Annotated in this window: 26 protein-coding genes and 1 pseudogene; 10 read left to right on the forward strand and 17 right to left on the reverse strand. The window is 72.5% G+C overall.

Features of this window, described 5'->3' with window-relative positions:
- The first annotated feature begins 9 nt into the window (after positions 1–9).
- Positions 10–450 carry a GNAT family N-acetyltransferase gene (locus E1269_RS04625; RefSeq protein WP_239000774.1) on the forward strand — a complete coding sequence of 147 codons (441 nt, stop codon included), beginning with the start codon at positions 10–12 and terminating at the stop codon, positions 448–450.
- On the opposite strand, the gene E1269_RS04630 is transcribed toward E1269_RS04625, so the two are convergent.
- The 5 genes and pseudogenes from E1269_RS04630 to rimO form a co-directional block, all read right to left on the reverse strand.
- A complete protein-coding gene (locus E1269_RS04630) occupies positions 443–913 on the reverse strand; it encodes a flavin reductase family protein (protein WP_131891865.1) in 471 nt (156 codons plus the stop codon). The genes E1269_RS04625 and E1269_RS04630 overlap by 8 nt on opposite strands.
- 95 nt (positions 914–1,008) lie before the next feature.
- A pseudogene (locus E1269_RS04635) lies at positions 1,009–1,278 on the reverse strand (helix-turn-helix domain-containing protein); the annotation flags it as partial.
- A 169-nt stretch (positions 1,279–1,447) separates the two neighbouring features.
- The gene (locus E1269_RS04640) at positions 1,448–1,921 is read right to left on the reverse strand and encodes a CinA family protein (RefSeq protein ID WP_131891869.1); all 474 of its coding nucleotides are present in this window, start codon (positions 1,919–1,921) and stop codon (positions 1,448–1,450) included.
- Positions 1,918–2,502, reverse strand: coding sequence for a CDP-diacylglycerol--glycerol-3-phosphate 3-phosphatidyltransferase (gene pgsA / locus E1269_RS04645; protein WP_131891871.1), 585 nt, complete (start codon positions 2,500–2,502; stop codon positions 1,918–1,920). The genes E1269_RS04640 and pgsA overlap by 4 nt, the downstream gene beginning before the upstream one ends.
- Positions 2,503–2,511: 9 nt before the next feature.
- Entirely contained in the window at positions 2,512–3,942 is a 1,431-nt protein-coding gene (rimO, locus tag E1269_RS04650; RefSeq protein WP_131891873.1) for a 30S ribosomal protein S12 methylthiotransferase RimO, read from the reverse strand.
- Between the two features lie 98 nt (positions 3,943–4,040).
- Between rimO and E1269_RS04655 the strand changes: the two genes are divergently transcribed.
- A complete protein-coding gene (locus E1269_RS04655; protein ID WP_203432908.1) occupies positions 4,041–5,618 on the forward strand; it encodes a beta-N-acetylhexosaminidase in 1,578 nt (525 codons plus the stop codon).
- A 15-nt stretch (positions 5,619–5,633) separates the two neighbouring features.
- Here the strand turns inward: E1269_RS04655 and E1269_RS04660 are convergent, their stop codons facing one another.
- The gene (locus tag E1269_RS04660; RefSeq protein WP_131891875.1) at positions 5,634–8,162 is read right to left on the reverse strand and encodes an FtsK/SpoIIIE family DNA translocase; all 2,529 of its coding nucleotides are present in this window, start codon (positions 8,160–8,162) and stop codon (positions 5,634–5,636) included.
- 130 nt (positions 8,163–8,292) lie between these two features.
- Here E1269_RS04660 and E1269_RS04665 point away from each other — a divergent pair, with 130 nt between their 5' ends.
- Genes E1269_RS04665 through E1269_RS04675 form a run of 3 tightly spaced genes read left to right on the forward strand, consistent with a single transcriptional unit; the run spans position 8,293 to position 11,403 of the window.
- The gene (locus E1269_RS04665; protein ID WP_131891877.1) at positions 8,293–8,835 is read left to right on the forward strand and encodes a PadR family transcriptional regulator; all 543 of its coding nucleotides are present in this window, start codon (positions 8,293–8,295) and stop codon (positions 8,833–8,835) included.
- On the forward strand, positions 8,828–9,502 hold the full coding sequence (locus E1269_RS04670) for an ABC transporter ATP-binding protein (protein WP_131891879.1): 675 nt from the start codon (positions 8,828–8,830) through the stop codon (positions 9,500–9,502). The genes E1269_RS04665 and E1269_RS04670 overlap by 8 nt, the downstream gene beginning before the upstream one ends.
- A complete protein-coding gene (locus tag E1269_RS04675) occupies positions 9,499–11,403 on the forward strand; it encodes an FtsX-like permease family protein (RefSeq protein ID WP_131891881.1) in 1,905 nt (634 codons plus the stop codon). The genes E1269_RS04670 and E1269_RS04675 overlap by 4 nt, the downstream gene beginning before the upstream one ends.
- A 21-nt stretch (positions 11,404–11,424) precedes the next feature.
- Here E1269_RS04675 and E1269_RS04680 read toward each other — a convergent pair whose 3' ends face one another.
- The 9 genes from E1269_RS04680 to E1269_RS04720 form a co-directional block, all read right to left on the reverse strand.
- On the reverse strand, positions 11,425–13,113 hold the full coding sequence (locus E1269_RS04680) for a ribonuclease J (RefSeq protein WP_131891883.1): 1,689 nt from the start codon (positions 13,111–13,113) through the stop codon (positions 11,425–11,427).
- Positions 13,110–14,042 carry a 4-hydroxy-tetrahydrodipicolinate synthase gene (dapA, locus tag E1269_RS04685; RefSeq protein WP_131891885.1) on the reverse strand — a complete coding sequence of 311 codons (933 nt, stop codon included), beginning with the start codon at positions 14,040–14,042 and terminating at the stop codon, positions 13,110–13,112. The genes E1269_RS04680 and dapA overlap by 4 nt, the downstream gene beginning before the upstream one ends.
- 9 nt (positions 14,043–14,051) lie before the next feature.
- Positions 14,052–15,170 carry a PrsW family intramembrane metalloprotease gene (locus E1269_RS04690; RefSeq protein ID WP_203432910.1) on the reverse strand — a complete coding sequence of 373 codons (1,119 nt, stop codon included), beginning with the start codon at positions 15,168–15,170 and terminating at the stop codon, positions 14,052–14,054.
- A 24-nt stretch (positions 15,171–15,194) separates the two neighbouring features.
- Entirely contained in the window at positions 15,195–16,298 is a 1,104-nt protein-coding gene (paaE, locus tag E1269_RS04695) for a 1,2-phenylacetyl-CoA epoxidase subunit PaaE (protein WP_131891887.1), read from the reverse strand.
- Positions 16,295–16,807, reverse strand: coding sequence for a 1,2-phenylacetyl-CoA epoxidase subunit PaaD (gene paaD, locus E1269_RS04700; protein WP_131891889.1), 513 nt, complete (start codon positions 16,805–16,807; stop codon positions 16,295–16,297). The genes paaE and paaD overlap by 4 nt, the downstream gene beginning before the upstream one ends.
- Positions 16,801–17,565: a 1,2-phenylacetyl-CoA epoxidase subunit PaaC gene (gene paaC, locus E1269_RS04705; protein WP_131891891.1), complete on the reverse strand. Its 765-nt coding sequence runs from the start codon at positions 17,563–17,565 to the stop codon at positions 16,801–16,803. Before paaC ends, paaD begins: the two co-directional genes overlap by 7 nt.
- Positions 17,562–17,846 carry a 1,2-phenylacetyl-CoA epoxidase subunit PaaB gene (gene paaB, locus E1269_RS04710; RefSeq protein WP_131891893.1) on the reverse strand — a complete coding sequence of 95 codons (285 nt, stop codon included), beginning with the start codon at positions 17,844–17,846 and terminating at the stop codon, positions 17,562–17,564. The genes paaC and paaB overlap by 4 nt, the downstream gene beginning before the upstream one ends.
- Entirely contained in the window at positions 17,843–18,790 is a 948-nt protein-coding gene (gene paaA, locus E1269_RS04715) for a 1,2-phenylacetyl-CoA epoxidase subunit PaaA (RefSeq protein WP_131891895.1), read from the reverse strand. Before paaA ends, paaB begins: the two co-directional genes overlap by 4 nt.
- 94 nt (positions 18,791–18,884) lie before the next feature.
- On the reverse strand, positions 18,885–19,316 hold the full coding sequence (locus tag E1269_RS04720; protein ID WP_131891897.1) for a hypothetical protein: 432 nt from the start codon (positions 19,314–19,316) through the stop codon (positions 18,885–18,887).
- Positions 19,317–19,563: 247 nt separating this feature from the next.
- Here E1269_RS04720 and E1269_RS04725 point away from each other — a divergent pair, with 247 nt between their 5' ends.
- From E1269_RS04725 to E1269_RS04735, 3 genes are read left to right on the forward strand one after another with little or no spacing between them, the layout of a single operon-like run.
- Positions 19,564–20,754 carry a nitric oxide synthase oxygenase gene (locus E1269_RS04725; protein WP_203432912.1) on the forward strand — a complete coding sequence of 397 codons (1,191 nt, stop codon included), beginning with the start codon at positions 19,564–19,566 and terminating at the stop codon, positions 20,752–20,754.
- Between the two features lie 21 nt (positions 20,755–20,775).
- Entirely contained in the window at positions 20,776–21,348 is a 573-nt protein-coding gene (locus tag E1269_RS04730; RefSeq protein WP_131891899.1) for a GNAT family N-acetyltransferase, read from the forward strand.
- Complete coding sequence (locus E1269_RS04735; RefSeq protein WP_131891901.1) at positions 21,345–21,980, forward strand: DUF2461 domain-containing protein; 636 nt, start codon at positions 21,345–21,347, stop codon at positions 21,978–21,980. Before E1269_RS04730 ends, E1269_RS04735 begins: the two co-directional genes overlap by 4 nt.
- A 5-nt stretch (positions 21,981–21,985) precedes the next feature.
- Here the strand turns inward: E1269_RS04735 and E1269_RS04740 are convergent, their stop codons facing one another.
- A complete protein-coding gene (locus E1269_RS04740; RefSeq protein ID WP_131891903.1) occupies positions 21,986–22,570 on the reverse strand; it encodes an ASCH domain-containing protein in 585 nt (194 codons plus the stop codon).
- 82 nt (positions 22,571–22,652) lie between these two features.
- On the opposite strand from E1269_RS04740, the gene E1269_RS04745 reads away from it, so the two are divergent.
- Positions 22,653–23,354, forward strand: coding sequence for an AzlC family ABC transporter permease (locus tag E1269_RS04745; protein WP_131891905.1), 702 nt, complete (start codon positions 22,653–22,655; stop codon positions 23,352–23,354).
- On the forward strand, positions 23,351–23,656 hold the full coding sequence (locus E1269_RS04750; RefSeq protein ID WP_131891907.1) for an AzlD domain-containing protein: 306 nt from the start codon (positions 23,351–23,353) through the stop codon (positions 23,654–23,656). The genes E1269_RS04745 and E1269_RS04750 overlap by 4 nt, the downstream gene beginning before the upstream one ends.
- On the opposite strand, the gene ggt is transcribed toward E1269_RS04750, so the two are convergent.
- Complete coding sequence (gene ggt, locus E1269_RS04755) at positions 23,653–25,485, reverse strand: gamma-glutamyltransferase (protein ID WP_239000782.1); 1,833 nt, start codon at positions 25,483–25,485, stop codon at positions 23,653–23,655. The two genes, E1269_RS04750 and ggt, sit on opposite strands and share 4 nt — an antisense overlap.
- Positions 25,486–25,513: the final 28 nt, after the last annotated feature.

Below are 25,513 nucleotides of genomic sequence, written 5' to 3' on the forward strand. Positions count from 1 at the left end.
GCTGACCGCGTGATCCTCGCGACGACCGGCGGCTACGAGGTGGACGACGACCAGAGCCGGCTGGACATCGACGTCATCGCCGACTTCCTGAGCACGGCGTACTGGAGCGCGCACCGGCCACGCGAGACCATCGAGCGGGCGATCGCCAGGTCGATGGGCGTGGGGCTCTACGGGGCCGACGGCGCCCAGGTGGGCTTTGCCCGGGTGGTCACCGATGCCACGACGTTCGCGTACCTGGCCGACGTGTTCGTGGTGCCGGAGCATCGCGGCCACGGCCTGGCGCGGGTCCTGGTGCGAGCGGTGCTCCAGCACCCGGAGCTCGCCGGCGTCGAGCGGTGGATGCTGGCCACGGCCGACGCGCACGGCGTCTACGAGCCGCTCGGGTTCGCCGCCATCGACGACCCGGACCGGTTCATGATCCGCGGTGCCACGCGCGAAGCGATCAGCTGACGGGGTCGCCCGGCGGGTAGTAGCCGCGGTCGACGTGGACCAGGGGAACCTCACCGGTCACGTCGGAGGCCACCCGCACCACCCGGCCGATCACGATGGTGTGATCGCCGGCGTCGACCAGCTCGTTCGGGACGCATTCGACGGCCGCGACCCCGCCGGTGAAGATCAGTTCGCCGTGGCCGGCCCGGCGACCGGGCCAGCGGGCGAAGTCGTCGCGGGCGCCGGGGTGCCGGTCGCGGGCGCCGTAGTGGGCCAGCTCCAGCTGGTCGGCGGCCAGGAACGTCATCGACCAGCCGTCGGCGACGAAGAGGGTGTCGTGCATGAAGCGGTCCTTCATGACGCACACCAGCACCAGTGGCGGCTCAAGCGACAGAGACGACACGGCCGTGACCGTCAGGCCGCAGTCGCGCCCGACCGGGTCGAGGACCGTGAGCAACGCCACACCGCTGGCGAGCCGCGCCATTGCGTCGCGGAACGCCGGAGCGGGCGCGGCCCTGGACTCGGGCCGCGCCTGAATCAGCCGACCTTGACGACGTCACGCGGCCGGGTGCTCTCGCGCGGCCGCAGCTCGGTGAGTGCGCCGACCGCCGCCGCCTCCACCCGCATCATCTCGTCACTGACCTCGCGCAGGACCTCCGACATGGGAAGATCGAGCGCTTCGCAGATGGCCGCGAGCAGCTCAGACGAGGCTTCCTTGCGACCGCGCTCCACCTCCGACAGATACCCGAGGCTGACCCGCGCCGCCGCCGAGATCTCGCGGAGGGTGCGACCCTGCTCGATCCGGCGACGCCTCAAGACATCGCCGACGAGCCGTCTGATGAGGATCATCGGCTACCCCTCTCGCGATTCGTCTCGACTGTGCTGCCTCCACCGTACCTTCTGATTCGTGCGTTTGCGCTCCCAGCCTCGCCGGGGCGTCGTGGTGATAAACAGACCGTCATCGTGAGGTTGAAACGCCTCAGCAGGCCGTCGGATTCCCGGGCTCTGATACGGCGGCTCATAGCTCGGACAGCAACTCCAGCGCGGCGCGCACGGTCGCGTCGCGCACCTCGGCCCGGCCGCCGGGCAGCACGTCGTCGCCGGCGTAGGAGCGCAGCGTCGTGCCGGCCGGCGACGCCACGGCGACGTGGACGGTGCCCGGCGGGTGGCCGTCCTGCCCGTCCGGCCCGGCGACACCCGTGGTAGCGACGCCGACGTCGGCGCCCAGCCGCGACCGGACCCCGCGGGCCATGGCCGCGGCGACCTCCGCCCCGACCGGGCCGAGGCGGTCCAGCAGGTCGTCGGGCACCCCGGCCAGCGACGCCTTGAGCTCGGTCGCGTAGACCACGACCCCGCCACGCACGACGGCGGACGAGCCCGGCACCGACGTCAGCACCGCGCAGACCAGTCCGCCGGTGAGCGACTCGGCGGTCGCGACCGTGAGGCCCGCCGCTGCCAGTGACCGGACGGCGTCGGCCGCCGCCGCGTTCACGCCGGGCCCGAGGTGGCGTCGCGGCGCAGCCGGATCGCCGACAGCACGTAGTCGACACCGGTGACGACGGTGACGATGACGGCGACGGCCATGCACACCGCCTGCACCGGCTCGAACGCCGACGGCAACGGCAGGATGTACAGCCCGAGCGCCAGCGCCTGCAGGGCCGTCTTCAGCTTGCCGCCGCGGCTGGCCGGGATGATGCCGTAACGGATGACGGCGAACCGCAGCAGCGTGATGCCCCACTCGCGGACCAGCACCACGACCGTGACCCACCACGGCAGCTCGTCCAGCAGCGACAGCCCGACGAAGGCCATGCCGGTCAGTGCCTTGTCGGCGATCGGGTCGGCGATCTTGCCGAGGTCGGTGACCAGCCCGCGGCGGCGGGCTAGGTCGCCGTCGAGCCGGTCGGTGAGCATGGCCAGCCCGAAGACGAAGAACGCCACCACCCGGGACGGGTCGTGGTCACCGCCGTCGCGCAGCAGCAACCAGCCGAACAGGGGCACCAGCACGAGGCGCAGCGCGGTCAGCGCGTTCGCGATGTTCCACGGGCTCGGTGGCGCGGTCGACGGTTCGGGCACGGCCCAAGGCTATGGCTTGGCGGGGCCGGCCACTACCGGCGCGGCGACGGCGGCGAGGTCGGCGCCGTCGCTGCCGGTGACGACGGCCTCGATCAGGTCGCCTACCGCGGCGTGCACGCCGGAGACCGTCGTCGTTCCGTCGACCTCGGGACCCTGATGGGCGGCCCGGCCCTCGACGACGCCGTCCCCGACGGACTCCACCAGCACCGACACAGTCTCGCCGACGCGGTCCTCGGCCCGCTGGGCGACCAGCTCCTCGACCAGGTCGCCGACCCGCTCGACCCGCTCGGCGATCTCGTCGGCGTCCAGCTTGCCGTCGAACGACGCCGCCTCGGTGCCGTCCTCGTCGGAGTAGCCGAAGACGCCCACGACGTCGAGGCGCGCTTGAGTGAGGAACGACTCCAGCTCGGCGACGTCGTCCTCGGTCTCGCCGGGGAAGCCGACGATGACGTTGGAACGGATGCCGGCCGACGGCACCCGATCGCGAACCGACGCGATCAGGTCGAGGAACGACGACGTCCCGCCGAATCGCCGCATCCGGCGCAGCAGCGGCGTGCTGGCGTGCTGGAACGACAGGTCGAAGTACGGCACGACGCCCGGCGTGGACAGCATCGCGTCGACCAGCGTCGGCCGCATCTCGGCCGGCTGCAGGTAGGAGACCCGCACCCGCTCGATGCCCTGCACCGAAGCCAGCTCCGGCAGCAGCGTCTCCAACAGCCGGAGGTCGCCGAGGTCCTTCCCGTACGACGTGGAGTTCTCGCTGACCAGGAAAAGCTCGCGGACGCCCTGGTCGGCCAGCCAGCGCGCGTCGGCAAGCACGTCGGACGGGCGCCGGGACAGGAAGGCGCCGCGGAACATCGGGATGGCGCAGAACGTGCAGGCGCGGTCGCATCCGCTGGCCAGCTTCAGCGGCGCCATCGGGCCGCCGTCCAGGCGCCGCCGCACCGACCGCGGTCCCGACGCCGGCGCCATCCCGGCCGGCAGGTCCGGTGTGGCGTACGCCGCGGCCTGCCGTTCGACCGGGGTGACGGGTAGCAGCGTGCGCCGGTCGCGAGGCACGTGCGGCACATGCGGCGTCCCGTCGAGGATGCCGCGCAGCCGCTCGCCGATGGCCGTGTAGTCGTCGAAGCCCAGCACGGCGTCAGCTTCTGGAAGTTCGTCAGCGAGTTCAGCTCCGTACCGCTCGGCCATGCACCCGACGGCGACGACGGCTTTGGTGGCGCCGGAGTCCTTGAGGTCCGCGGCGGCCAGCAGGGAGTCGACGGAGTCCTTCTTCGCCTGCTCGACGAAGCCGCACGTGTTGACCAGGATGGTCTCGGCGGCGGCGGGGTCGTCGACGAGCTGGAAGCCGTCGGCGTCGAGGCGGCCGGCCAGCTCCTCGGAGTCGACCTCGTTGCGGCTGCAGCCCAGGGTGACGATCGCGACGGAGTGCTTGCTCATGAGGGCTGCAACTCTACCGTTTCCGGTCAGCGGCCCCGGCGCGGCGATCGCCACGCGCGCCGGCTACGTTGTCCAGAACGGCCGACCGGGAGCGGAACTTGCCTGACCACGACACGCCAGACCTGATCCCGCTGCCGCTGGTCCACCGGCGGCAGCCGGGCATGTTCGCCATCGACGCGGGCACCGCCATCGGAGCCGACGGTGACGCCCGGCCGGCCGCCTGGGTGCTGCACGACGCGCTGGCCGGCACGGGGACCCGTCCGCCGGTCGTGGCCGCCGGCGATCCCGCCGCGTCGATCGTGCTCCGCACGGACCCGGCGGCGTCGGACCGTCCCGAGGGCTACACGCTGATGGTGAGGCCGGAGCGCGTCGAGCTCGCGGGCAGCACCCCCGAGGCACTGTCCCGGGCCGTGCAGACGTTCCGACAGCTGCTGCCGCCGGCGGCGCTGCGCCGCTCGCCCGTCGCCGCCGCGCCCACCGTCATCGGGTGCTGCCGCATCGAGGACGCGCCCCGGTACTCCTGGCGCGGCGTGCACCTCGACGTCGCGCGACACTTCATGCCGGTGTCCTTCGTCCTGCGGATGATCGACCTGGCCGCGCTGCACCGCCTGAACGTGCTGCACCTGCACCTGACCGACGACCAGGGATGGCGGATCGCCGTCCCGTCGCACCCGCGGCTCACCGAGGTGAGCGCCTGGCGGGCCGAGACCGTCATCGGCCGCACCGACGCCTTCGACGGTACGCCGCACGGCGGCTTCTACACGCTCGACGACCTCCGGGAGATCGTCGGGTACGCCGCCGCGCGGTCGGTCACCGTCGTGCCGGAGATCGACCTGCCCGGCCACGTCCAGGCCGTGCTCGCCGCCTACCCGGAGCTCGGCAACACCGGCCGGCCGGTTGACGTGCGCCGCACCTGGGGTGTCTCCACGAACGTGCTGGCGCCGACCGACGAGGCGCTCGGCTTCGCGCGGGACGTCCTCGACACCGTCCTGGACGTGTTCCCCGGGCCGTGGGTCCACCTCGGCGGCGACGAGTGCCCGCGCACCGAGTGGAGGGCCAGCCCCGCCGCGGCCATCCGAGCCGCCGAGCTGGGTCTCGGCTCCGTCGACGAGCTGCAGAGCTGGTTCCTGCGCCAACTGCACGGGCACGTGACGGCGCGGGGGCGGCGCGTCGTCGGCTGGGACGAGGTGGCCGACGACGGCGGCATGCCGGTGGACACCGTCGTGATGGCGTGGCGCGACAGCGACAGGGGCGTCGCCGCGATCAAGGCGGGCCACGACGTCGTCATGTGCCCGGAGCAGGTGACGTACTTCGACCACTACCAGTCCGACGGCCAGGACGAGCCGCTCGCCATCGGCGGGCTGACCACTGTGGAGGACGTCGCCGCCTGGACGCCGCCGAACGGCGACGGGCCCGGTCGCGTCCTGGGCGTGCAGGGCCAGCACTGGAGCGAGTACCTGCCGACGCCCGCGGCGGTCGAGTACGCGGCCTTTCCGCGGCTGAGCGCGCTGGCGGAGGTCGGCTGGACCGCACCGGAGCGCCGCGACGCCGGCGACCTGCTCCGGCGGCTGCCGGCCCACCTGCGCCGCCTGGACGCGCTGGGGGTGAACTACCGTCCGCTGGAAGGGCCGCGGCCGGGCCAGCGCGGCGGCACGGGTCGCCGTCGCCGCCGCTGACGATTCACCCGCCGGTCAGCCGCCGCGCAGGGTGTCGAGCACCTCGTCGAGGTCGTCGGGCTTGATGAGCACGTCGCGCGCCTTGGACCCCTCGGATGGGCCGACGATGCCGCGGCTCTCCATGAGGTCCATGAGCCGGCCGGCCTTGGCGAACCCGACCCGCAGCTTGCGCTGCAGCATGGACGTCGACCCGAACTGGGTGTTGATGACCAGCTCGGCGGCCTGGCAGAGCAGGTCGAGGTCGTCGCCGATGTCCTCGTCGATCTCGCGCTTGGCGGCGGCCGGCGCGGTGACGTCCTCGCGGTAGGTGGGCTCGAGCTGTTCCTTGCAGTGACCGACGACGGAGGCGATCTCGGTCTCGGTGACCCATGCGCCCTGGACCCGGATCGGCTTGCTCGCGCCCATCGGCAGGAACAGGCCGTCACCCTGACCGACCAGCTTCTCCGCACCCGGCTGGTCGAGGATGACGCGGGAGTCGGCCAGCGACGACGTCGCGAACGCCAGCCGCGACGGCACGTTCGCCTTGATCAGGCCGGTGACGACGTCGACGGACGGGCGCTGGGTGGCCAGCACCAGGTGGATGCCCGCGGCCCGGGCCAGCTGGGTGATGCGCACGACGGAGTCCTCGACGTCGCGCGGCGCCACCATCATGAGGTCGGCCAGCTCGTCCACGATGACCAGCAGGTACGGGTAGGGCGACAGCGTGCGTTCGCTGCCCTCCGGCGCCTTCACCTTGCCGGTGCGGACGGCCTTGTTGAAGTCGTCGACGTGCCGGAAGCCGAAGTTGGCGAGGTCGTCGTAGCGCATGTCCATCTCGCGCACGACCCACTGCAGTGCCTCGGCTGCCTTCTTCGGGCTGGTGATGATCGGCGTGATGAGGTGCGGGATTCCCTCGTAGGCCGACAGTTCGACCCGCTTGGGGTCGACCATGATCAGCCGCACCTCGTCGGGCGTGGCCCGCATGAGCACCGACGTGATCATCGAGTTGATGAAGCTGGACTTGCCGGAGCCGGTCGCGCCGGCCACCAGGAGGTGCGGCATCTTCGCCAGGTTGGTGACGACGAAGCCGCCCTCGACGTCCTTGCCCAGGCCGGCCACCATCGGGTGGTGGTCCTTTCGGGCCGCCGAGGACCGCATGACGTCGCCGAGGCTGACGATCTCCTTGTCGGTGTTCGGGATCTCGATGCCGATGGCCGACTTGCCCGGGATGGGTGACAGGATGCGAACCTCGGCGCTGGCCACCGCGTACGAGATGTTCTTCGACAGCGCGGTCACCCGCTCGACCTTGACCGCGGTGCCCAGCTCGACCTCGTAGCGGGTGACGGTCGGGCCGCGGGTGTAGCCGGTCACGACGGCGTCGATGTTGAACTGGTCGAACACGCCCATGAGCGAGTCGACCACCTGGTCCGACGCTTTCGACCTGGCCTTGTGCGGGCTGCCCTGGCGCAGCAGATCGCTGGACGGCAGCGTGTAGGTGATGTCGCCGGACAGTGCCAGCTGCTCGACCCGCTGCGGGATCGGCGTGTGCGGCGGCGGGTCGGCGGGACCGTCGGCGGCGCCCTTCTTCTTCCTGCGCAGCTCCCTTTCGACGACGGCGGGCTCGGTCGGCCTCCCGTCCTCGTCGTCGCCGAGGCCACCGAGCTCGGCGGTGTCGGCGTCGTCGGCGTCGTTCTTGCGCTTGCGTTTGGGCTTCTCGCGCAGCACCGGGGAGTCGTACGGCTCGTCGTCGGTTGGCGCGAGGCGGTCGTCGCGTCCCCGCGGCCGCCCGTCGCGCTCGTCGGCATCGGCTCGGCGCAAGCCCAGCCAGCCGCCCACCGTCAGCGCGGCCGCGCGCAGCTGGTCGGTGACCTCGTACAGCGGGATGCCGGTGATGACCAGCACGCCGAACAGCGTCAGCAGGCCCAGCAGCGGGCCGGCGACCCAGACCGTCAGCAGGTCGGCCAGGATGGTCGAGGAGACATAGCCGATCGCGCCGCCGGCGCGTTCCATGGCGGCCTGCCCGTCCACCGGGCGCGGCATGCCGCCGGCGATGTGCGCAAGGCCCAGCGTGCCCAGCGCCAGGCACACCCAGCCGATGACCTGCCGTCCGCCCGGTCCGTTGCGGTCGGGGTGGCGCAGCGTCCGCAAGGCGGCCATGAGCAGCAGGATCGGCGTCACGTAGGCACCGGTGCCGACGGCACCGGCCAGGCCCTGGTACACCGCGTCGTAGACGACGCCGTCCAGTGCCCACCACACCGACGCCGCGGTGACGAACGCGGTGCCGATGAGGAACAGGCCGACGCCGTCGCGGCGCTGTTCGGCCTCCAGGCTCGTGGCGGTGCGCCCGACGCTGCGCGCCATGCCGCCGACCAGGTGGGCGATGCCCATCCAGATGCCGGCGAACATCCGGCCGATGCCGCCGAAGAACTTGGCGACGAGAGTCGGCTCCGGCGGTGGCGGCGGAGGCGGCTCGGGGGCGCGACGTTTCCGGCCGCGAGCCGGGGCACGCCGCGTGGACGTACCCGACGAGCTTCGCGACCGGGACGGAGCTGTTCGGGTCGCCATGGAGATCACATTACAACCGCCACACTCGTATCGTCAGTCACAGATGTCCCGGCGCGTCGGGCGATCTGTCCGCTTTTGAACGCCCGCAGGCTATTCACTTTGCGTATACTCCGCGTGTATAGTTCAGTCCGTGAGTACCTCGACCACTCTGCTGGCGCTGCTCGAACCCGGTCCGGCGCACGGCTACACCCTGAAGCGCAACTTCGACCAGTGGTTCGGCCGGCGTCGGCCCTTGGCCTTCGGCCAGGTGTACTCGACGCTGGCCCGCCTCACCCGGGACGGCCTGGCCGACCAGATCGAGGTCGAGGCCGGCCACGGCCCGGACCGCCGCCTGTACCGCATCACCCCGGACGGCGCGGCCGCCGTCGACGACTGGGTGTTCACGCCACAGCCGGCGGAGGTATTCGCCACCAGCACGCTGTACGCGCGGGTCACCGTGGCGCTGCTCTCCGGCCGCGACGTGACCGACGTCCTGGCCCGGCAACGGGAGGCCCACCTGCGACGAATGCGCGAACTCCAGGCCGCGCGCCGGCAGGCGACCGGGGCGGTCCTGCTGGCGGTCACCTACGAGCTGGCGCACCTGGACGCCGACCTGCGCTGGATCGAGGAGTCGGGCACCCGGCTGGACACCGTCCGCCGGCACCTCGACCGCACCGGAGGCGGACATGCTTGAGGCACTCGGAATCGGACTGTCCTACGGCGCCACCCCCGCGCTGCGTCGTATCGATCTGACGCTCGCGGCCGGCTCGCGGACGGCGCTCATGGGCCCGTCGGGCTCGGGCAAGTCGAGCCTGCTGCACTGCCTCGCCGGCATCCTGGTGCCCGACCGCGGACGGGTGATGTTCGACGGACAGGACTTGACCGGGCTCAGCGACCGGGAGCGCAGCGCGCTGCGGCTGCGTCACATGGGCGTGGTCTTCCAGTTCGGCGATCTGGTGCCGGAGCTGACGTTGATCGAGAACGTGATGTTGCCGTTGCAGCTGCTGGGCGTCAAGCGGGCCGCCGCCCGCGCCAGCGCGCGGGATCTCCTGGGTGAGCTCGGCGTGGCCGACGTCGCCGACTCCCGCACCGGAGCCGTCTCGGGCGGGCAGGCCCAGCGGGCGGCCGTCGCGCGAGCGCTCGTGCACGAGCCCAGGGTCGTGCTCGCCGACGAGCCCACCGGGTCGCTGGACACTGTCAACGCCGAGGCCGTGCTCGACGCGATGGTCGCACTGAGCACGCGGATGGGTGTCGCCCTCGTGGTGGTGACGCACGACAATCTGGTCGCGTCGCATCTCGACGATCTGGTGGTGCTGCGCGACGGCATGCTGGACCTCTCCGCCCGCGAGGCGGTCGGATGATCGCGGCAGTGGCGCTCGGCGTCAGGCTCGCGTGGGGTTCGCCGGGCCGGCGGGTCCGGTCCCTGTCGGTGCTGGCGGCAAGCGCCGTCGGCACCTCGGTCCTCCTGGCCGTCTGGGCCATCGCGACGAGCCGGGTCGGCTCGACCGGGGCCTTCAGCGACCAGGAGGTCGGCCGGCTCATCGCCGGTGTCGTCGCCGCCGTCGCGTTGCCGGTCGTCGTGCTGGCCGCCACGGTCGGGCGGCTGTCGGCGCAGCTGCGTGACCGGCAGCTGGCGAACCTGCGGCTGCTGGGACTCAGCGCCGCCCAGACCCGCACGGTGGCGGCCGCCGAGGCCGGCCTGGTCGCGGTCGTGGGCACCGCGCTCGGAGCGGCGCTGACGGTCGCGCTGGCATGGGTCAGAGGAACCGATCTCGTGCCGTCACCGGCGGCCTGTGCGGCTGTCATCCTGGGTCTGCCCGCCGTCACGGTCGCTGTCGCCGTCCTACCGCAACGGCTGGACCTGCGGCGGGCGCTGGACCGGGCCCGCAAGTCCGACGTGCGGCGACCCTCGCCGTGGCGGGCGGCACCGCTGGGCGTCGGTCTGGTGCTCTGCCTGCTGGCCCGGCGCGCGAACAACGACTTCATGATCACCGGAAGTGAGGTCGCGACGGTGTTCGCCGGGCTCGCGCTGGTGAGCCTGGGCATCATCCTGGTCGTCCCGGTCTTCGTCCGGCTCCTCGCCGACCTGTTGGCGCGTGGCTTCTCCGGGCCGACGGCCATGGTCGCCGCGCGCCGGTTGCAGGCGCAGCCGGCCGCGACGACCCGCGTGATCGCCGCCCTCATGGTGGGCCTGTTCCTGCTGGTCGGCGCCCGCTCGGTCGTGGTGGCGTTCGAGGAGACGCCGCAGTACGCCGCTGCCGCGGATCACATCGAGAACGGCCAGCGCGCCGCCGTGACGGTGCCCGCCGGCGGCCTAGACGCGGCGCGCCGGGACGTCCTGGCGCTGCCGGGGGTGCGCGACACGTTTGCCTTCCCCGTCCTGACCGGTGAGGTCACGCTCGGCGCTCCCGGCGACCCGGTGGAACGAGTGCCCGTCGCGGCGCTGGTCGCCGGCTGCGACGAGCTGCGGCGGTTCGCGCCTGCCGTCGACGGCTGCGTGGACGGGGTGGTGTCCTCGCTGACACCGAGGTGGGTGCCCCGAGAGCTCGGCGGCACCGGCGCCCCGGACACCGCGGCGCTGTGGAGCGGCACGGCGGACGCACCCGCCGCCGGAGCGGTCGAGGTGCCCATCTCCGAGGCCCGGATCACCGGCACCGGCGAGGGGTCGTTGGACGAGCCCACCTGGGACATCCGCCCACTCTGGGCCGACCTGCTGGTCCCGCCCGGCACGCCCGGCGTCGAGTCGCTGACCACACGGGCCGACACCACGCTGGTCGTCGTCGCCGGCCCTGGGCGCGACCTCTACCAGCAGCTGGACGCGCTCGGCCTGACGGCCACGACGCGGGAGGACATCGAGTACTACGACTTCGTCGCCGGCATGCGGACGGTCATCTGGACCCTGGCGGCGGTGGTCCTGTCCATCGGCCTGCTGACCTTCGCCGTGGCCGCCGGCGACCGGGCGGTCGCGCGGCGTCGCGAACTCACGTCGCTGCTCCTGGTCGGCACGCCGCCAACCCTGCTGCGACGGGCCCAATGGCTCGAGGCCGCGCTGCCCACCGCCCTGGGGTGTGTCGCCGCCATCGTGAGCGGCCTCTTCGCCGGCAGCACCTACCTGCAGCTCGGCTCGGACATGGGCGACCCCCCGTGGCAGCAGAGTGCCCTGCTCCTGGGTATCGCCGTCCTGGCGTCAGCGGCCGTGGCCGGCGTGACCGTGATCGGCGTCGGCAGCCGCCTCAAGGCCGAGCACATCCGCGCGGAGTGACGCCGGCGACCGCCGCGCGCCTCACGACTCCACGACGACTGGGATGATCATGGGCCGCCGCCGCAGCCGCCCGCCGACCCAGCGGCCGATGGTGCGCCGGATGGTCTGCTGGAGCTGGTAGGTGTCGGCGTTGCCGCCCTCGGCCGCCTTCTCGACCGCGGCCACGAGCTCGGGACGGATGTCGTCGAAGACGCTGTCGTCCTCGGCGAACCCGCGGGCGTGGATCTCCGGGCCGCCGGTGACCTTGCCGGTGACGGAGTCGACCACGATCACGACGGAGATGAAGCCCTCCTCGCCGAGGATGCGCCGGTCCTTGAGCGACGCCTCTGCGACCCCGCCGACGTTGGAGCCGTCGACGTAGACGTAGCCGCACGGCACCGCGCCGACCACCTGGGCGACCCCGTCGACCAGGTCGACGACGACACCGTCCTCGGCAAGCGCGACTCGGTCGCGCGGCACACCCGCGCTGACGGCGATGTCGGCGTTGGCGTACAGGTGCCGGGTCTCGCCGTGGATGGGCATGACGTTGCGCGGCTTGACGAGGTTGTAGGCGTACAGCAGTTCGCCGGCGGCCGCGTGCCCGGAGGTGTGCACCTTGGCGTTGCCCTTGTGCACCACGGTGGCGCCCTCGCGGGTCAGCCCGTTGATGACCCGGGAGACGGCGTTCTCGTTGCCCGGGATCAGCGACGACGCGAGCACGACGACGTCGCCGTCCTCGATGCGGATGGCCGGATGGTCGCGGTTGGCGATGCGCGACAGCGCGGCCATCGGCTCGCCTTGCGAGCCCGTCGACATCAGGACGACCTCTTCGGGCGGCAGGTTGTCGAGGCTCTTGAGGTCGACAAGGGTGCCGCCGGGCACGGTGAGGTAGCCGAGGTCGCGGGCGATGCCCATGTTGCGGACCATGGACCGGCCGACGAACGCGACCTTGCGGCCGTGCGCGACCGCGACGTCGAGCACCTGCTGGACGCGGTGCACGTGGCTGGCGAACGAGGCGACGATGACGCGCCGCGGCGCCCGCGCGAAGACCCCGTCCAGGACGTCGGCGATCTCGCGCTCGTGCGGGGTGAACCCGGGCACCTCGGCGTTGGTGGAGTCGACCATGAACAGGTCGACGCCGGCGTCGCCGAGCCGGGCGAAGCCGTTGAGGTCGGTGAGCCGGCCGTCCAGCGGCAGCTGGTCCATCTTGAAGTCGCCGGTGTGCAGCACCAGGCCGGCGGGGGTGTCGATGGCCAGCGCCAACGCGTCCGGGATGGAGTGGTTGACGGCCAGGAACTCAACCGCGAACGGCCCGAACCGCTCCGACTGGCCCTCCCGGACCTGCAGCTGGTATGCGTCGATGCGGTGCTCCTTGAGCTTCGCCTCGACCAGGGCGAGGGTCAGCCGGGAGCCGACGACGGGGATGTCGGCCTTCTCGCGCAGCAGGAACGGCACCGCCCCGATGTGGTCCTCGTGACCGTGCGTGAGCACGATCGCCTCGACGTCGTCGAGGCGGTCCCGGATGTACTCGAAGTCGGGCAGGATGAGGTCGACGCCGGGCTGGTTGTCCTCGGGGAACAGCACGCCGCAGTCGACGACGAGCAGCCGTCCGCCGTACTCGAACACCGTCATGTTGCGGCCCACCTCGCCCAGCCCGCCGAGCGGCACGACACGCAGCGCGTTCGGCTCGAGGGACGGGGGCGAGGGAAGTTCGGGATGCGGATGACTCATGCGAGCCCCGCCTCGGAGAGGTCGGCGCGCAGCAGCGCGACCTGCTCGTCGGTGGCGGGGATGAGGGGTGAGCGGACAGTCCGGTTCTGGATGGCGCCGAGCAGCTGGACTGCGGCCTTCGCCATGATGGCTCCTTGAGTTCGGTTCATGATGCCGCGCACGGCGGGAATGAGACGACGGTGCAGATCGAGGGCCCGCCGCAGGTCGCCGGAGTCGACGGCGCGGATCATCTGCGCGTACTCACCGGCCGCGACGTGCGACACGACGCTGACCACGCCCACCGCGCCGTGCGTGAGCAGCGCGAGGTTGAGGGAGTCGTCGCCGGAGTAGTACGCCAGGCTGGTGCGGGCCATGACCTCGGACGAGGCGAACACGTCGCCCTTGGCGTCCTTGACCGCGACGATCCGGTCGTGCTCGGCCAGCCGGACCAGCGTCTCGGTCTCGATGGCCGCGCCGGTGCGTCCGGGGATGTCGTAGAGCATCACCGGCAGGTCGGTGGCCGACGCGACGGCGGTGAAGTGCTGGAACAGCGCCTCCTGCGGCGGCTTGCTGTAGTACGGCGTCACGACGAGCAGACCGTGGGCGCCGGCCTTCTGCGCGATCTGGGCCAGCTCGCTGGTGTGTCGGGTGTCGTTGGTGCCGACGCCCGCGACCACCCGGGCGCGGGAACCGACCGCGTCGAGCACGGTGCGCAGGATGAGCTCCTTCTCCGCGTCCGACGTGGTGGGGCTCTCACCCGTCGTGCCGCTGAGCACCAGGCCGTCGCAGCCGTCGGCCACGAGCTTCTCCGCCAGCGCGGCCGTCCCCTCGACATCGAGGCCACCGTCGTCGAGGAACGGGGTGACCATCGCGGTCAGGACGCGTCCGAACGGTGCGGACGCGGGCGCGCCGGAGGTGGCGGCGGCGAGGGTGAACAGCTCGTCAGGCATGGGTGAAGGCTACCGTGACGTCAGCCCCACGGCCTTCGAGCGGGTCTCGGTGACGGCTTGGAGCAGTTCGGCCCGCCACGCGTCGGCGTACTCGACGTCGAGGCCGTGCTCGATGCGGCTGTAGAGGAACGCCAGCTCGGTCACCGCGATCTGGTAGTCGCGCACCGCGCGGGCCGCCGACCGGCCGTAGGACTGGCGCATCGCCTTGGTCCAGCGGCGCCGGCTGCGCATGGTCGACAGCAGGTCGACCTCGTACCACGGGATCCAGCCGGCGTCGAGGAAGCGCGGCAGGGCCGCGGCCACCACCCGCTGCTCGCGCCGGCGCTGCCACAGCGCGATGGCGGTCATCGCCGCGAACAGCGGCACCATGACCACGATGTAGACGGCGATGAACCCCTGTCCTTCGTCCCACAGCGCGGAGGCGTTCCACAACGCGTGCAGCGCGACGGCCAGCAGGTACCCCACGACCGGCAGGAGTACCCGGGACGCGGCGTCGCGCCGGCGGGCCGCGATGCCCACCGCGATGCCGATGAACACCGTGAACAGCGGGTGCGCGAACGGCGAGACCAGGCCACGCACCAGGAACACGGTGTACCCGTCGATCGCGGTGACGTCGAACGCCCGCCCCAGGTACAGGATGTTCTCCACGAAAGCGAACCCGGCCGCCACCAGGCCGGCGTACACGATGCCGTCGACGACGCCGTCGAGCTCGTGCCGTTGCCGCCACAGCAGCACCACCAGGAACGCGCCCTTGAGCGCCTCCTCGGCGAACGGCGCGGACACCACCGACGACGTGTACTCGCCATACGTCACCGCGACCAGCGAGTTCACCAGCAACGCGCCGAGCGTGGCGACGCCGCCGCCCCACAGGAACGCCGCGATCATGGTTCGGCCGGGCTCGGGCTCCCAACGGTCCAGCCACAGGAACGCGCCGACCACCACCACGACCGGCAGCAGCGCGAACAAGGTGGCGATGGCGACGGTGTCCGCCGCCAGGTCGCCGACGGCGAGCCAGATGACGACGACGGCGCAGATGGACGCCAGCACCAGGCCGACGACGGGCCAGAGCACCTGGCGCCGCTGCTGGCGGCTCCAGGGCTGGTGGCGGGCGTCGGCTTTCAGCGGCACGGGCAAAGACTCTAGCGGGCCGGGTCAGGCGTCGTAGTCGACCTCGAGCCTCGGCGTCGTCGGATGCGACTGGCAGGTGAGGACGTACCCGGCGGCGATTTCGCCGTCCTCCAGCGCGTAGTGCCGCTCCATGGTCACCTCGCCGTCGAGCACCTTGGCCCGGCAGGTGCCGCAGACCCCGCCCTTGCAGGCGAACGGCGCGTCGTTGCGGGCCCGCAGCACCGCCTCGAGGACAGTCTCGTCCGGGTCGTCGAGCACGACCTCGCTGCGCCGCCCGTCGAGGACGGCGGTGACGGCGCAGTGCACCGGGACCGGCGCGGACTCGGTGCGCGGCGCCGGTGGTGCGTCGCCGACGTGGTACAGCTCGGCATGTACGTGTGAGCGGTCGACCCCGCGCCCGGCCAGCACCGAGCGCGCCGCGGTGATCATTTCGTACGGGCCGCACAAGTACCAGTCGTCGACGGTGTCCGGCGGCAGCAGGGTGTCCAGCACCCGGCCCAGCCGCTGCGCGTCCAGCCGGCCGGAGAGCAGCTCCGTCGTGCCGGGCTCGCGGGACAGCACGTGCACCAGCTGGAGCCGGCCGGGATGGCGGTCCTTCAGGTCGGCGAGCTCGTCCAGGAACATCACCGAGGACGACGTGCGGTTGCCGTACAGCACCATGACCCGGCTGCCGGGCTCGGTGGCCAGCGCCGTCGCGACGATCGACATGATCGGCGTGATGCCACTGCCGGCCGCGACGGCGGCGTAGTGACGGGCGCGCGCCGGGTCGAACGACGGGGTGAACCGGCCGGCCGGCGTCATGACGTCCAGCTCGTCGCCGGGGGCCAACCTGCTCAACGCGTGCTCGGAGAACGCGCCGCCGGGCAGCCGCTTGACCGCGATGCGCAGCTCGCCGGACCCGGCCGGCGAGCAGATCGAGTAGCTGCGCCGCACGCCGTCGCCGCCCGGCAGCTCCACGTTGACGTGCTGTCCGGCGGCGAACTCGTACTCGGCCGTCAGCTCGGCGGGGACGGCGAGGGTGACCGCGACCGCGTCGTCGGTGAGCCGCTCGACCCGCGCGACCCGCAGCCGGTGGACGACGGAGTGCCGGCGCCCGGTGGGCCGCGCCGGCGTGGTGGCCGTCGTCATAGCGCCTTCACGTGGTCGAACGGCTCCTGGCAGGCGCGGCAGGCCCACAGGGACTTGCACGCCGTCGAGCCGAAGCGGGACAGCTCGCGGGTGTCCGGCGACCCGCAGTGCGGGCAGCGGACGGCGAGGGTGAGCGCGACCGGGCCCGGCCGCTCGGAGCCGGCGGAGTGCGGCGGCGCGATGCCGTTGTCGCGCAGCGCCCGGCGGCCGGCCGGGGTGATCCAGTCGGTGGTCCACGCCGGTGCCAGCACGAGCCGGACCTCGACGTCGTCGACGCCGTCCGCGCCGAGGGCGGCCACGATGTCGGCGCGGATGGCGTCCATGGCCGGGCAGCCGGAGTACGTCGGCGTGATGTCGACGGTGACCCGGCCGGTCTCGGCGACACGGATGTCGCGCAGGATGCCGAGCTGCTCGATGGTGACCATCGGCAGCTCCGGGTCCGGTACGGCCGCGACGACCGCCCGGACGTCGGCGGCGGTCCGGGGGCGCGCCGGCGTCGCGGTCACCATGTCGCGCCCGGGTGGGATCGGTGCAGGTGCTGCAGTTCGGCGAGCAGGTGGCCCAGGTGCTCGGTGTGCAGACCCTGCCGGCCGCCGCGGCGGGCCGGCACGTCGTCTGGCGGTTCCAGCCCGGCCTCGGCCAGCACGGCGCCGACGTAGGCCTGCCACGGGTCGCGGAGCTCGGCGGGGTCGACGGCGATCGGGGCGGTGCCCGCGCTCAGCGCGGCGGTGAGGTCGTCGGCGTCGAAGAGCTCGTCGACGTACGGCCAGACGGTGTCCAGGCCGGCCCGCATGCGCCGGTGGCTCTCCTCGGTGCCGTCGCCGAGCCGGAGCACCCACTGGGTGGCGTGGTCGCGGTGGTAGTGGACCTCCTTGACCGCCTTGCCGGCGATGGCCGCGAGCGTCTGGTCCGCGCTGGAGCGCAGCCGCTCGTACAGCTCGTACTGGTAGGCGGCGAAGACCAGCTGGCGGGCCGTCGTCACCGCGAAGTCGCCGCCCGGAGCCTCCACCAGCAGGGCGTTGCGGAAGTCGCGGTCGTCGCGCCAGTAGGCCAGGGCGTCCTCGTCGCGGCCGGCGCCCTCGACCTCGCCGGCGTAGGTCAGCAGCGCCCGGGCCTGGCCGAGCAGGTCCAGCGCGACGTTGGCCATTGCGACGTCCTCCTCCAGCTCCGGCGCGCGGGCCACCCACTCCCCCAGCCGCTGGGCCAGCACCAGTGCGTCGTCGCCGAGCCGCAGTGCGTACTCGACGAGCTGGCTCTGCTCGCTCACAGGTGCTTCACCTCCGCCGGGACCTCGTAGAACGTCGGGTGCCGGTAGACCTTGTCCGCGGCCGGGTCGAAGAAGGCGTCCTTCTCCTCGGGGCTGCTCGCGGTGATCCGCTCGGACGGCACCACCCAGATCGAGACGCCTTCGTTGCGGCGGGTGTAGACGTCGCGGGCGTTGCGCAGCGCCATCTCGGCGTCGGGCGCGTGCAGGCTGCCGACGTGCACGTGCGACAGGCCGCGCCGGGCCCGCACGAACACCTCCCACAGGGGCCACTCAGCGCTCATGCGGCCGCCTCCGCCCGCTTGGCGCGCTTGGCCGCGTAGGCCGCGGCGGCCTCGCGGACCCAGGCGCCCTCGGTGTGCGCGGCGACCCGGTGCTCCATGCGCTGCCGGTTGCACGGCCCGTCACCGGAGATGACCCGGAACAGCTCGTCGAAGTCGGGCTGGGTGAAGTCGTAGTGGCCACGCTCGTCGTTCCAGCGCAGGTCCGGATCGGGGATGGTGAGGCCCAGGACGTCGGCCTGGGGCGCGGTCATGTCGACGAACCGCTGCCGGAGCTCGTCGTTGCCGAAGCGCTTGATGCCCCAGCGCATGGACTGGTCGGAGTGCGTGGACTCGCGGTCCGGCGGGCCGAACATCGCCAGGCTCGGGTACCACCACCGGTCCAGCGCGTCCTGCGCCATGGCCTTCTGCCGCGCCGAGCCGCGGGTGAGCGTGAGCAGCGCCTCGAACCCCTGCCGCTGGTGGAAGGACTCCTCCTTGCAGATGCGCACCATGGCCCGCGCGTACGGGCCGTAGGAGCAGCGGGTCAGCGGCACCTGGTTGGTGATGGCCGCGCCGTCGACCAGCCAGCCGATCGCGCCGACGTCGGCCCACGTCAGCGTCGGGTAGTTGAAGATGGACGAGTACTTCTGCTGGTGCGTGTGCAGGAGCTCCAGCAAGTGGTCACGCGACACTCCGAGCGTCTCGGCCGCGGCGTAGAGGTACAGCCCGTGTCCGGCCTCGTCCTGCACCTTGGCCAGCAGGATCGCCTTGCGGCGCAGGCTCGGGGCACGGCTGATCCAGTTGCCCTCCGGCTGCATGCCGATGATCTCCGAGTGCGCGTGCTGCGCCATCTGCCGGATCAGCGTCTTGCGGTACGCCTCCGGCATCGCGTCGCGCGGCTCGATGCGTCCGTCGGAGTCGACGATCGCGTAGAACGCCGCTTCCTGCTCGTCGGTACCCGCCATGGTTCCAGGCTAGGCCGCACATGTGACAGATGTCCAGCAATAGTGTCGTAGTTGTGTAACACCCAGGCGGGCAGCAGCATTCAGGGCGCGGGCATCAGCATCGCAACCCGGTCGACGCCGATCCCGCCGATGAGCAGGCACTCCTTGCGGTCGCTGAGCAGCTCCCGGGTCCAGCCGACGAAGCCGCCGTCGCCACGTCGTCGAAGCCGGGGTCCAGGACGGTGAGGCGGACCTGCACGCCGTGCGCACCGAGCGCCAGCAGCGCCCGCGCGGCGACCGTCAGCTGCTCGGCCCGGCGCAACCGCGGGAACGGGACCGTCGCCGCCACCGTGAAGCGATCGGTGCGATACCGCTCCAGCACCCGGGCCGGCGACACCTCGGCCGCGCGCCGGCGCATGAGCTCCAGCTGCAGCGTCGTGAGGTCCGTTCCGGACAGCGATGCCAGCGCTTCCAGGAGCTGCTCGCCGCCGGCCGTTCGAAGCACCCGACCCAGCGCCGACCTGGAACCGTCCGTCGTCTCGACCATCCTCCATCCCTATCCGCGGCCAGCGCGGCCGGTCCAGCGATTTTCGGCCGCGCGCCGGCTCCTCGACGTCCGATTCACGGATTCTCGACCGGTCCGCATCGATTGACCGGAACGGCAGATTTCGCCGTCCGGTCTCTGAGATCATCCGTGACGGTGCGTCATCTTTCTCGGCATGCCGACTTGGGCAGGGGGTCGATATGCCGATTTTGCCCGTTTCCCGCACCTGCGACATCGGAGGAGCTGACCTGTGCCGACCGACGGAACGCACCGCCATCCGGGCCTTCCGGACGTACCGATCCACTCCGTCGATCTCAGCGAAGCCGAGGAGTTCTTCCGACTCCACGCCGCCGAGAATCCCCACGCTGCGGACCCTGGGGAGCGCTTCAGCCAGGCGTTGATCGAGTTCGGCAGGCGTGGCAGCTTCAGCCACACCATCGAGGAGCTGGAGTTCGGCGCCAAGGTGGCCTGGCGCAACGCGAACCGGTGCATCGGCCGGCTCTACTGGCGCAGCCTCGTCGTCCGCGACCGGCGGCACGTCCGCGACGCCGACGGTGTGGCCGCCGAGTGCGTCGAGCACCTGCGGATCGCCACGAACGCGGGGCGCGTCCGTGCGGTGATCACGCTCTTCGCCCCCGACCAGCCCGGCCGTCCGGCGCCCCGGCTGCGCAACACCCAGCTGGTCCGCTACGCCGGCTATCGCGGGCTGCGCTCCGTCGTCGGCGACCCCGCCCAGGCCGACTTCACCCGCTGGGTCGAGAGCCTGGGCTGGACCGGGAAGGGCACCGACTTCGATGTCCTGCCGCTGGCCGTCGAGACACCGGACGAGGGCGTGCGGCTTTTCGACATCCCCGATGACGCCGTCCTCGAGGTCGAGCTGACCCACCCCGAGCTCCCCTGGTTCGCCGACCTCGAGCTGCGCTGGCATGCCGTGCCGGCCATCTCCTCCATGCCGCTGCGCATCGGCGGCGTCACGTATCCGACGGCGCCGTTCAACGGCTGGTACCTGGGGACGGAGATCGGCTCGCGCAACCTCGTCGACGCCGACCGCTACGACAAGATGACCACGGTCGGGCAGCTGCTCGGGCTCGACGTCGACGACGACCGCTCGCTGTGGAAGGACCGGGTGCTCGTCGAGGTGAACCGCGCGGTGTTGCACTCGTTCGACCGGGCCGGGGTGAAGATCGCCGACCACCACCAGGAGTCGTCGATGTTCATGGCCTTCGCCGACAAGGAGCGGCGAGCCGGCCGGGTCCCGCATGCCGAGTGGTCCTGGGTGGTGCCGCCGATGTCCAGTTCGGCGCTGCCGGTCTACCACCAGTACTACGACGAGTCGGTGCAGCTGCCGGGCTTCCTGCCCAGCGCCGGCTGGACGCCGCCGGACGACCGGCCGGACAGCGAGCCGACCGGGTGCCCGCACCACGCCCGCACCGGTGCGTAGCGAGCACGTACAGTTGTCCGGGTGTCCGAGCAGCCCGTCGCCGATCGCAGTGTCCGCCTCGCCTGGGCCGCCGACACCGAGGCGGTCGGCGAGGTCCAGGCTCGCGCCTGGCGCGGGTCCTACGCCGAGCTGCTGCCGGCCGCCGTCCTCGACGACATCGACGCGGCGGCGTTCGGCGCGGCTTGGCGTCGGGCCGTCGTCAGCCCGCCCACGGCGCGGCACCGGGTGTTGGTGGCGCTCGAGGCGGGCCGGGTCGTCGGGTTCGCCGCGACCGCGCCGTCCGAGGATCCCGATGCCCACCCGACCGACGGCGAGGTCGTCGCGTTCCACATCGACCCCGAGGCGCTCGGTGAGGGCCACGGCTCGCGGCTCATGGCCGCGGTCGCCGACACGTTGCGCGCCGACGGGTTCACCCGCGGCCGCATCTGGCTGGTCGTCGGCGACGACGCACTGCGCGGCTTCCTCGAGCCGGCCGGGTGGGCGCCCGACACCGCACACCGCACGCTCGACCTCACCGGCGACGGCACCACCACGCTGCGCCAGGTGCGGCTGCACACCGACCTGACCAGCGACCCGGCCGAGGAGGCGCCATGACGTTCGCCGGTATCCCGGTCGAGGCGCTCGACTTCTACGAGGACCTCGAGAACGACAACACCAAGTCGTTCTGGGCCGCGCACAAGGACGTCTACGAGCAGTCGGTCCGCGACCCCATGCGGGCCCTGGCCGACGAGCTGACCACCGAGTTCGGCTCGATCCGCTTCTTCCGGCCGTACCGCGACGTGCGCTTCTCCCACGACAAGAGCCCTTACAAGACGCAGCAGGGCGTCTCCGTCGGCGGCCATTACGTGCACGTCAGCGCCGCAGGGCTGTTCGTCGCGGTCGGCTACTACCAGATGGCGCCGGACCAGGTGAACCGCTTCCGGGCCGCCGTCGACGACGACCGCCGCGGCTCGGCGCTGGTGACGGTGGTCGACGACGTGCGCGCGAAGGGCTATGTCGTCGGCGGCGAGGCGCTGAAGACCCGCCCGCGCGGTTACTCCCACGACCATCCGCGGATCGAGCTGCTACGGCACAAGGCGCTGGTCGCCTGGCAGGAGGTCGGTGCGCCGCAGTGGCTGCACACGCCGTCGGCCGTCCAGCACATCGCGACCGCCTGGCGGGAGATGGGACCGATCAAGGCCTGGCTGGACGACCACGTCGGGCCGTCGGACCAGCCGCGTCGCTGACGGGTTCAGTCCCGGGTCGCATCGAGGTAGGCGCGCCCGCGCGGCGACAGCCGGTAGCCCACCGGGAAGCTCTCGGTCAGGCCGAGGTTCTTGAGCTTGCGCACGTCCAGCTTGAACGGCGCCCGCTCGCGGCCGACCATGTCGGCGAGATCACCGGCGCGGCGTTCCGGGTGCTCCTCGACCAGCCGCAGCGTCTCGCGGGTCCAGGCTCCGTACGAGGACGCGCGGTCCAGCCGGTCGAGCCGGGTCGTGATGCGCGCGATCTCGGCCGGGTCCAGCTCGGCGCTGGCGGCGAGCTCGGCGCGCGGGTCCGGGCCGGCGGCGCGGCGGAACGCGATCCGGTACGTCGGGTTCGCCGGGTCGCCCGGAAGGTCGGCGACGAGGCTGACGGCGTCGGGGTGGCCGGCCGCGCGGGCGTCGTCGTCGGAGATGGTCGCGGGATCGACCACGGTCACGTCGGTGACGTCGATGATGCCGGCGGCGGTCCGGTACGGCCGGCCGGGCAGGACCTGCTGGCGCCCCCAGCGCCGGAACGCGAGCGTGACCGAGCCGTCGGCGATGCCCAGCCAGAACCGTTTCTGGAACAGCACGGACTCAGCCTAGACGGCGGGGCCGTCCGGAATGTGGAACCGCACTCCATCAGTGTCAGAGCCTTTGACTACTGTCTGCTCGATGAGTGAGGATTCGCGGTCGCCGATCCGCCGCGACGCGGCCGCCATCGCCGCGTATGCCGGGGCGTTCGGCGCCTCGTTCGGCGCGGTCTCGGTGGCGTCTGGGCTGACCATCGCCCAGACCATGGTGCTCAGCCTGGTGATGTTCAGCGGCGCGTCCCAGTTCGCCCTCGTCGGGGTGATCGGTGGCGGCGGTGCCGGGCTGGCGGCCGTCCCGACGGCGTTGCTGCTGGGCGTGCGCAACATGTTCTACGGCGTGCCGATCGCCGGGATCCTGGGCCGGCGCGGCCGGTCCGGCCCGCGGCGGCTGGTCGCCGCTCAGCTGGTCATCGACGAGACGACGGCGATGGCGGTGGGCCGCGACGTGCCGGCCGAGCAGCGGTACGCGTTCTGGGCCACCGGCGTGATGGGTTTCCTGCTGTGGAACTGCGGCACCCTGGCCGGCGCGCTGGGCGGCTCCGCCATCGGCGACCCCGCCACCCTGGGCCTGGACGCGATGGCGCCGGCGTCGTTCCTGGCGCTGGTGTGGCCGCGGCTGCGCAGCGCGGAGGCGCGCTGGGTCGGCGCCGGAGGCGCACTGGTCGCGACGGCACTGATCCCGCTGGTGCCGGCGGGCGTGCCGGTCCTGGCGGCCGCGCCGATCGCCGTCGTCACCGGGCTGTTTCCGCGCCGGGGAGCGACGGCCGAAGGTGGGCAACGATGATCTGGGTCGCCGTCGTCGTCGCCTCGGTGGGCTGCTACTTGCTCAAGCTGGCCGGCATGTCGTTGCCGGCCTCGGTCCTGGAGCGCCCGGACGTGCGCCGCGTCGCCCTGCTGCTGCCGGTGGCCATGCTCTCCGCACTGGTGGCCGTCGAGCTGTTCGACGGCGGCGGCGTGCTCGGTGTGGACCCGTGGCTGCTCGCAGGGGTCGGTGCCGCCGTCGTCGCCCTCCTGCTCCGGCAGTCGTTCATCGTCGTGATCGTCGTCGCCGCGGCGACGACGGCCGTGCTGCGGGCGCTGACCTAGGGACGCGGCCAGCGCTGCGGAATCAGGACCCCGGCGCTCCCGCCGCCGCGGCGGACCGGCTCCGCGGCCGCCTGCAGCAGCTTGCGGTCGAGGACCTCGATGCCGGTGGCGGCGCCGATCTCGGCCGTCCGGACGAGGGTGTGGCCGAAGCCCACCAGGGCGTCGCCGAGCAGCCCGTCGGTGATGGCGGGCTCGGCCGACGTGTTGCGGCTGTTGGGCTGCGTGAGCCGGGCGGCCGCGATGGCGCCGGGCAGGTCCATGCCGCGGTCGATCCGGTTGATCAGCGTCTGCAGCACGGTCCCGATGATGGTGGCGCCACCCGGGCTGCCCACGGCCAGGAACGGCTCGCCGTCGTCGAGCACGATGGTGGGCGCCATCGACGAGCGCGGCCGCTTGTTCGGGCCGGGCAGGTTCGGGTCCGGCGCGCTGCCCTGCGTCGGCACGAAGTTGAAGTCGGTCAGCTCGTTGTTGAGCAGGAAGCCGCGGCCGGGCACGGTGATGCCGCTGCCGCCGGTCTGCTCGATGGTCAGCGTGTACGCGACGACGTTGCCCCAGCGGTCGGCCGTGGTGAGGTGGGTGGTCGAGCCGGCATCGTCGACGGCGTGCGCGTCGGCGGCGGCTGGGGCGCAGCCGGCGTAGTCGCCATCGGGCATGCCCGGCGCGACCGGCTTCACAGCGGCGGCGGCGGAGTCGAGCAGGCAGACCCGCTCGTCGGCGAAGCCCTGCGACAGCAGCTCCTCCAGCGGCACGTCGACGGCGTCGGGGTCGCCGACGTAACGGTTGCGATCGGCGAAGGCCAGCGCGCTCGCCTCGAGGTAGTGGTGGAGCGCGGTCGCCTCGTCCATGGCCGCGAGGTCGAACGACTCCAGGATGTTCAGCGCCTCACCCACGGTGGACCCGCCCGAGGACGGCGGCGGCATGCCGTAGACCTGCAGGCCCCGGTACTCGACCATGGTCGGGTCCCGCTCGACGACCTCGTAGCCGGCGAGGTCGTCGGTGGTGAGGTCGCCGGGCCGGACGACCCGGGTGGCGTCGTCGCCGAGGGGCGGCTCCTGCACGGTCGCGACGATGTCGTCGGCGATCGGTCCTTCGTAGAACACGTCGACGCCGTGCCGGGCGATGACGCGGTAGGTGTCGGCGAGATCCGGGTTGGTCAGGGTGGTGCCGACGGCCGGCGGCGCTCCGCCAGGCAGGTACAGCTCGGCCGTGGCCGGGAAGTCGGCGAAGATGGCGATGTTTGCCTCGACCTGCGACCGGAACGTCTCGTCGACGACGAACCCGTCCTCGGCCAGCTCGACGGCCGGCCGCAGGTTGCGCGCCAGCGAGTGCCGACCCCAACGTTCCAGCGCCTCCTCCCAGGTGGCGAGGGAGCCCGGCGTGCCGACCGACAGCCCGCTCACCCGGGCGTCGAGGAAGCCCAGCGGCTCCTCCGTATCAGGGTCGACGAACAGCTGGTCGGTCGCGCTGGCCGGCGCCGTCTCGCGGCCGTCGAGCGTCTCGACCTTCCCGGTACGAGCGTCGTAGTGGACGAAGAACCCTCCCCCGCCGATACCGGAGGAGAACGGCTCCGTCACGCCCAGCGCGGCGGCCGCGGCCACCGCCGCGTCGGCCGCGGTGCCGCCTCGCCGCAGCATCTCCAGCCCGGCCGCGGTCGCGTCGGCGTCGACGGTCGCGACCGCACCACCGTGGCCCGTGGCCACGGGCATCTTCGGTGGCGGCTCGGACGGCTTGACGTGATCGGCCGCGGCGGGACCGGCCGCGCCCGCCAGCCCGGCTCCGCTCACCGCCAGCGTCCCGATGAGGCCAACAACTGCTGCCCGGCGCGTCATCCGCACGGCCATCACCCGTCTCTCGGCT

The organism is Jiangella asiatica, from assembly GCF_004349065.1.
In the GTDB taxonomy this organism is placed as follows: domain Bacteria; phylum Actinomycetota; class Actinomycetes; order Jiangellales; family Jiangellaceae; genus Jiangella; species Jiangella asiatica.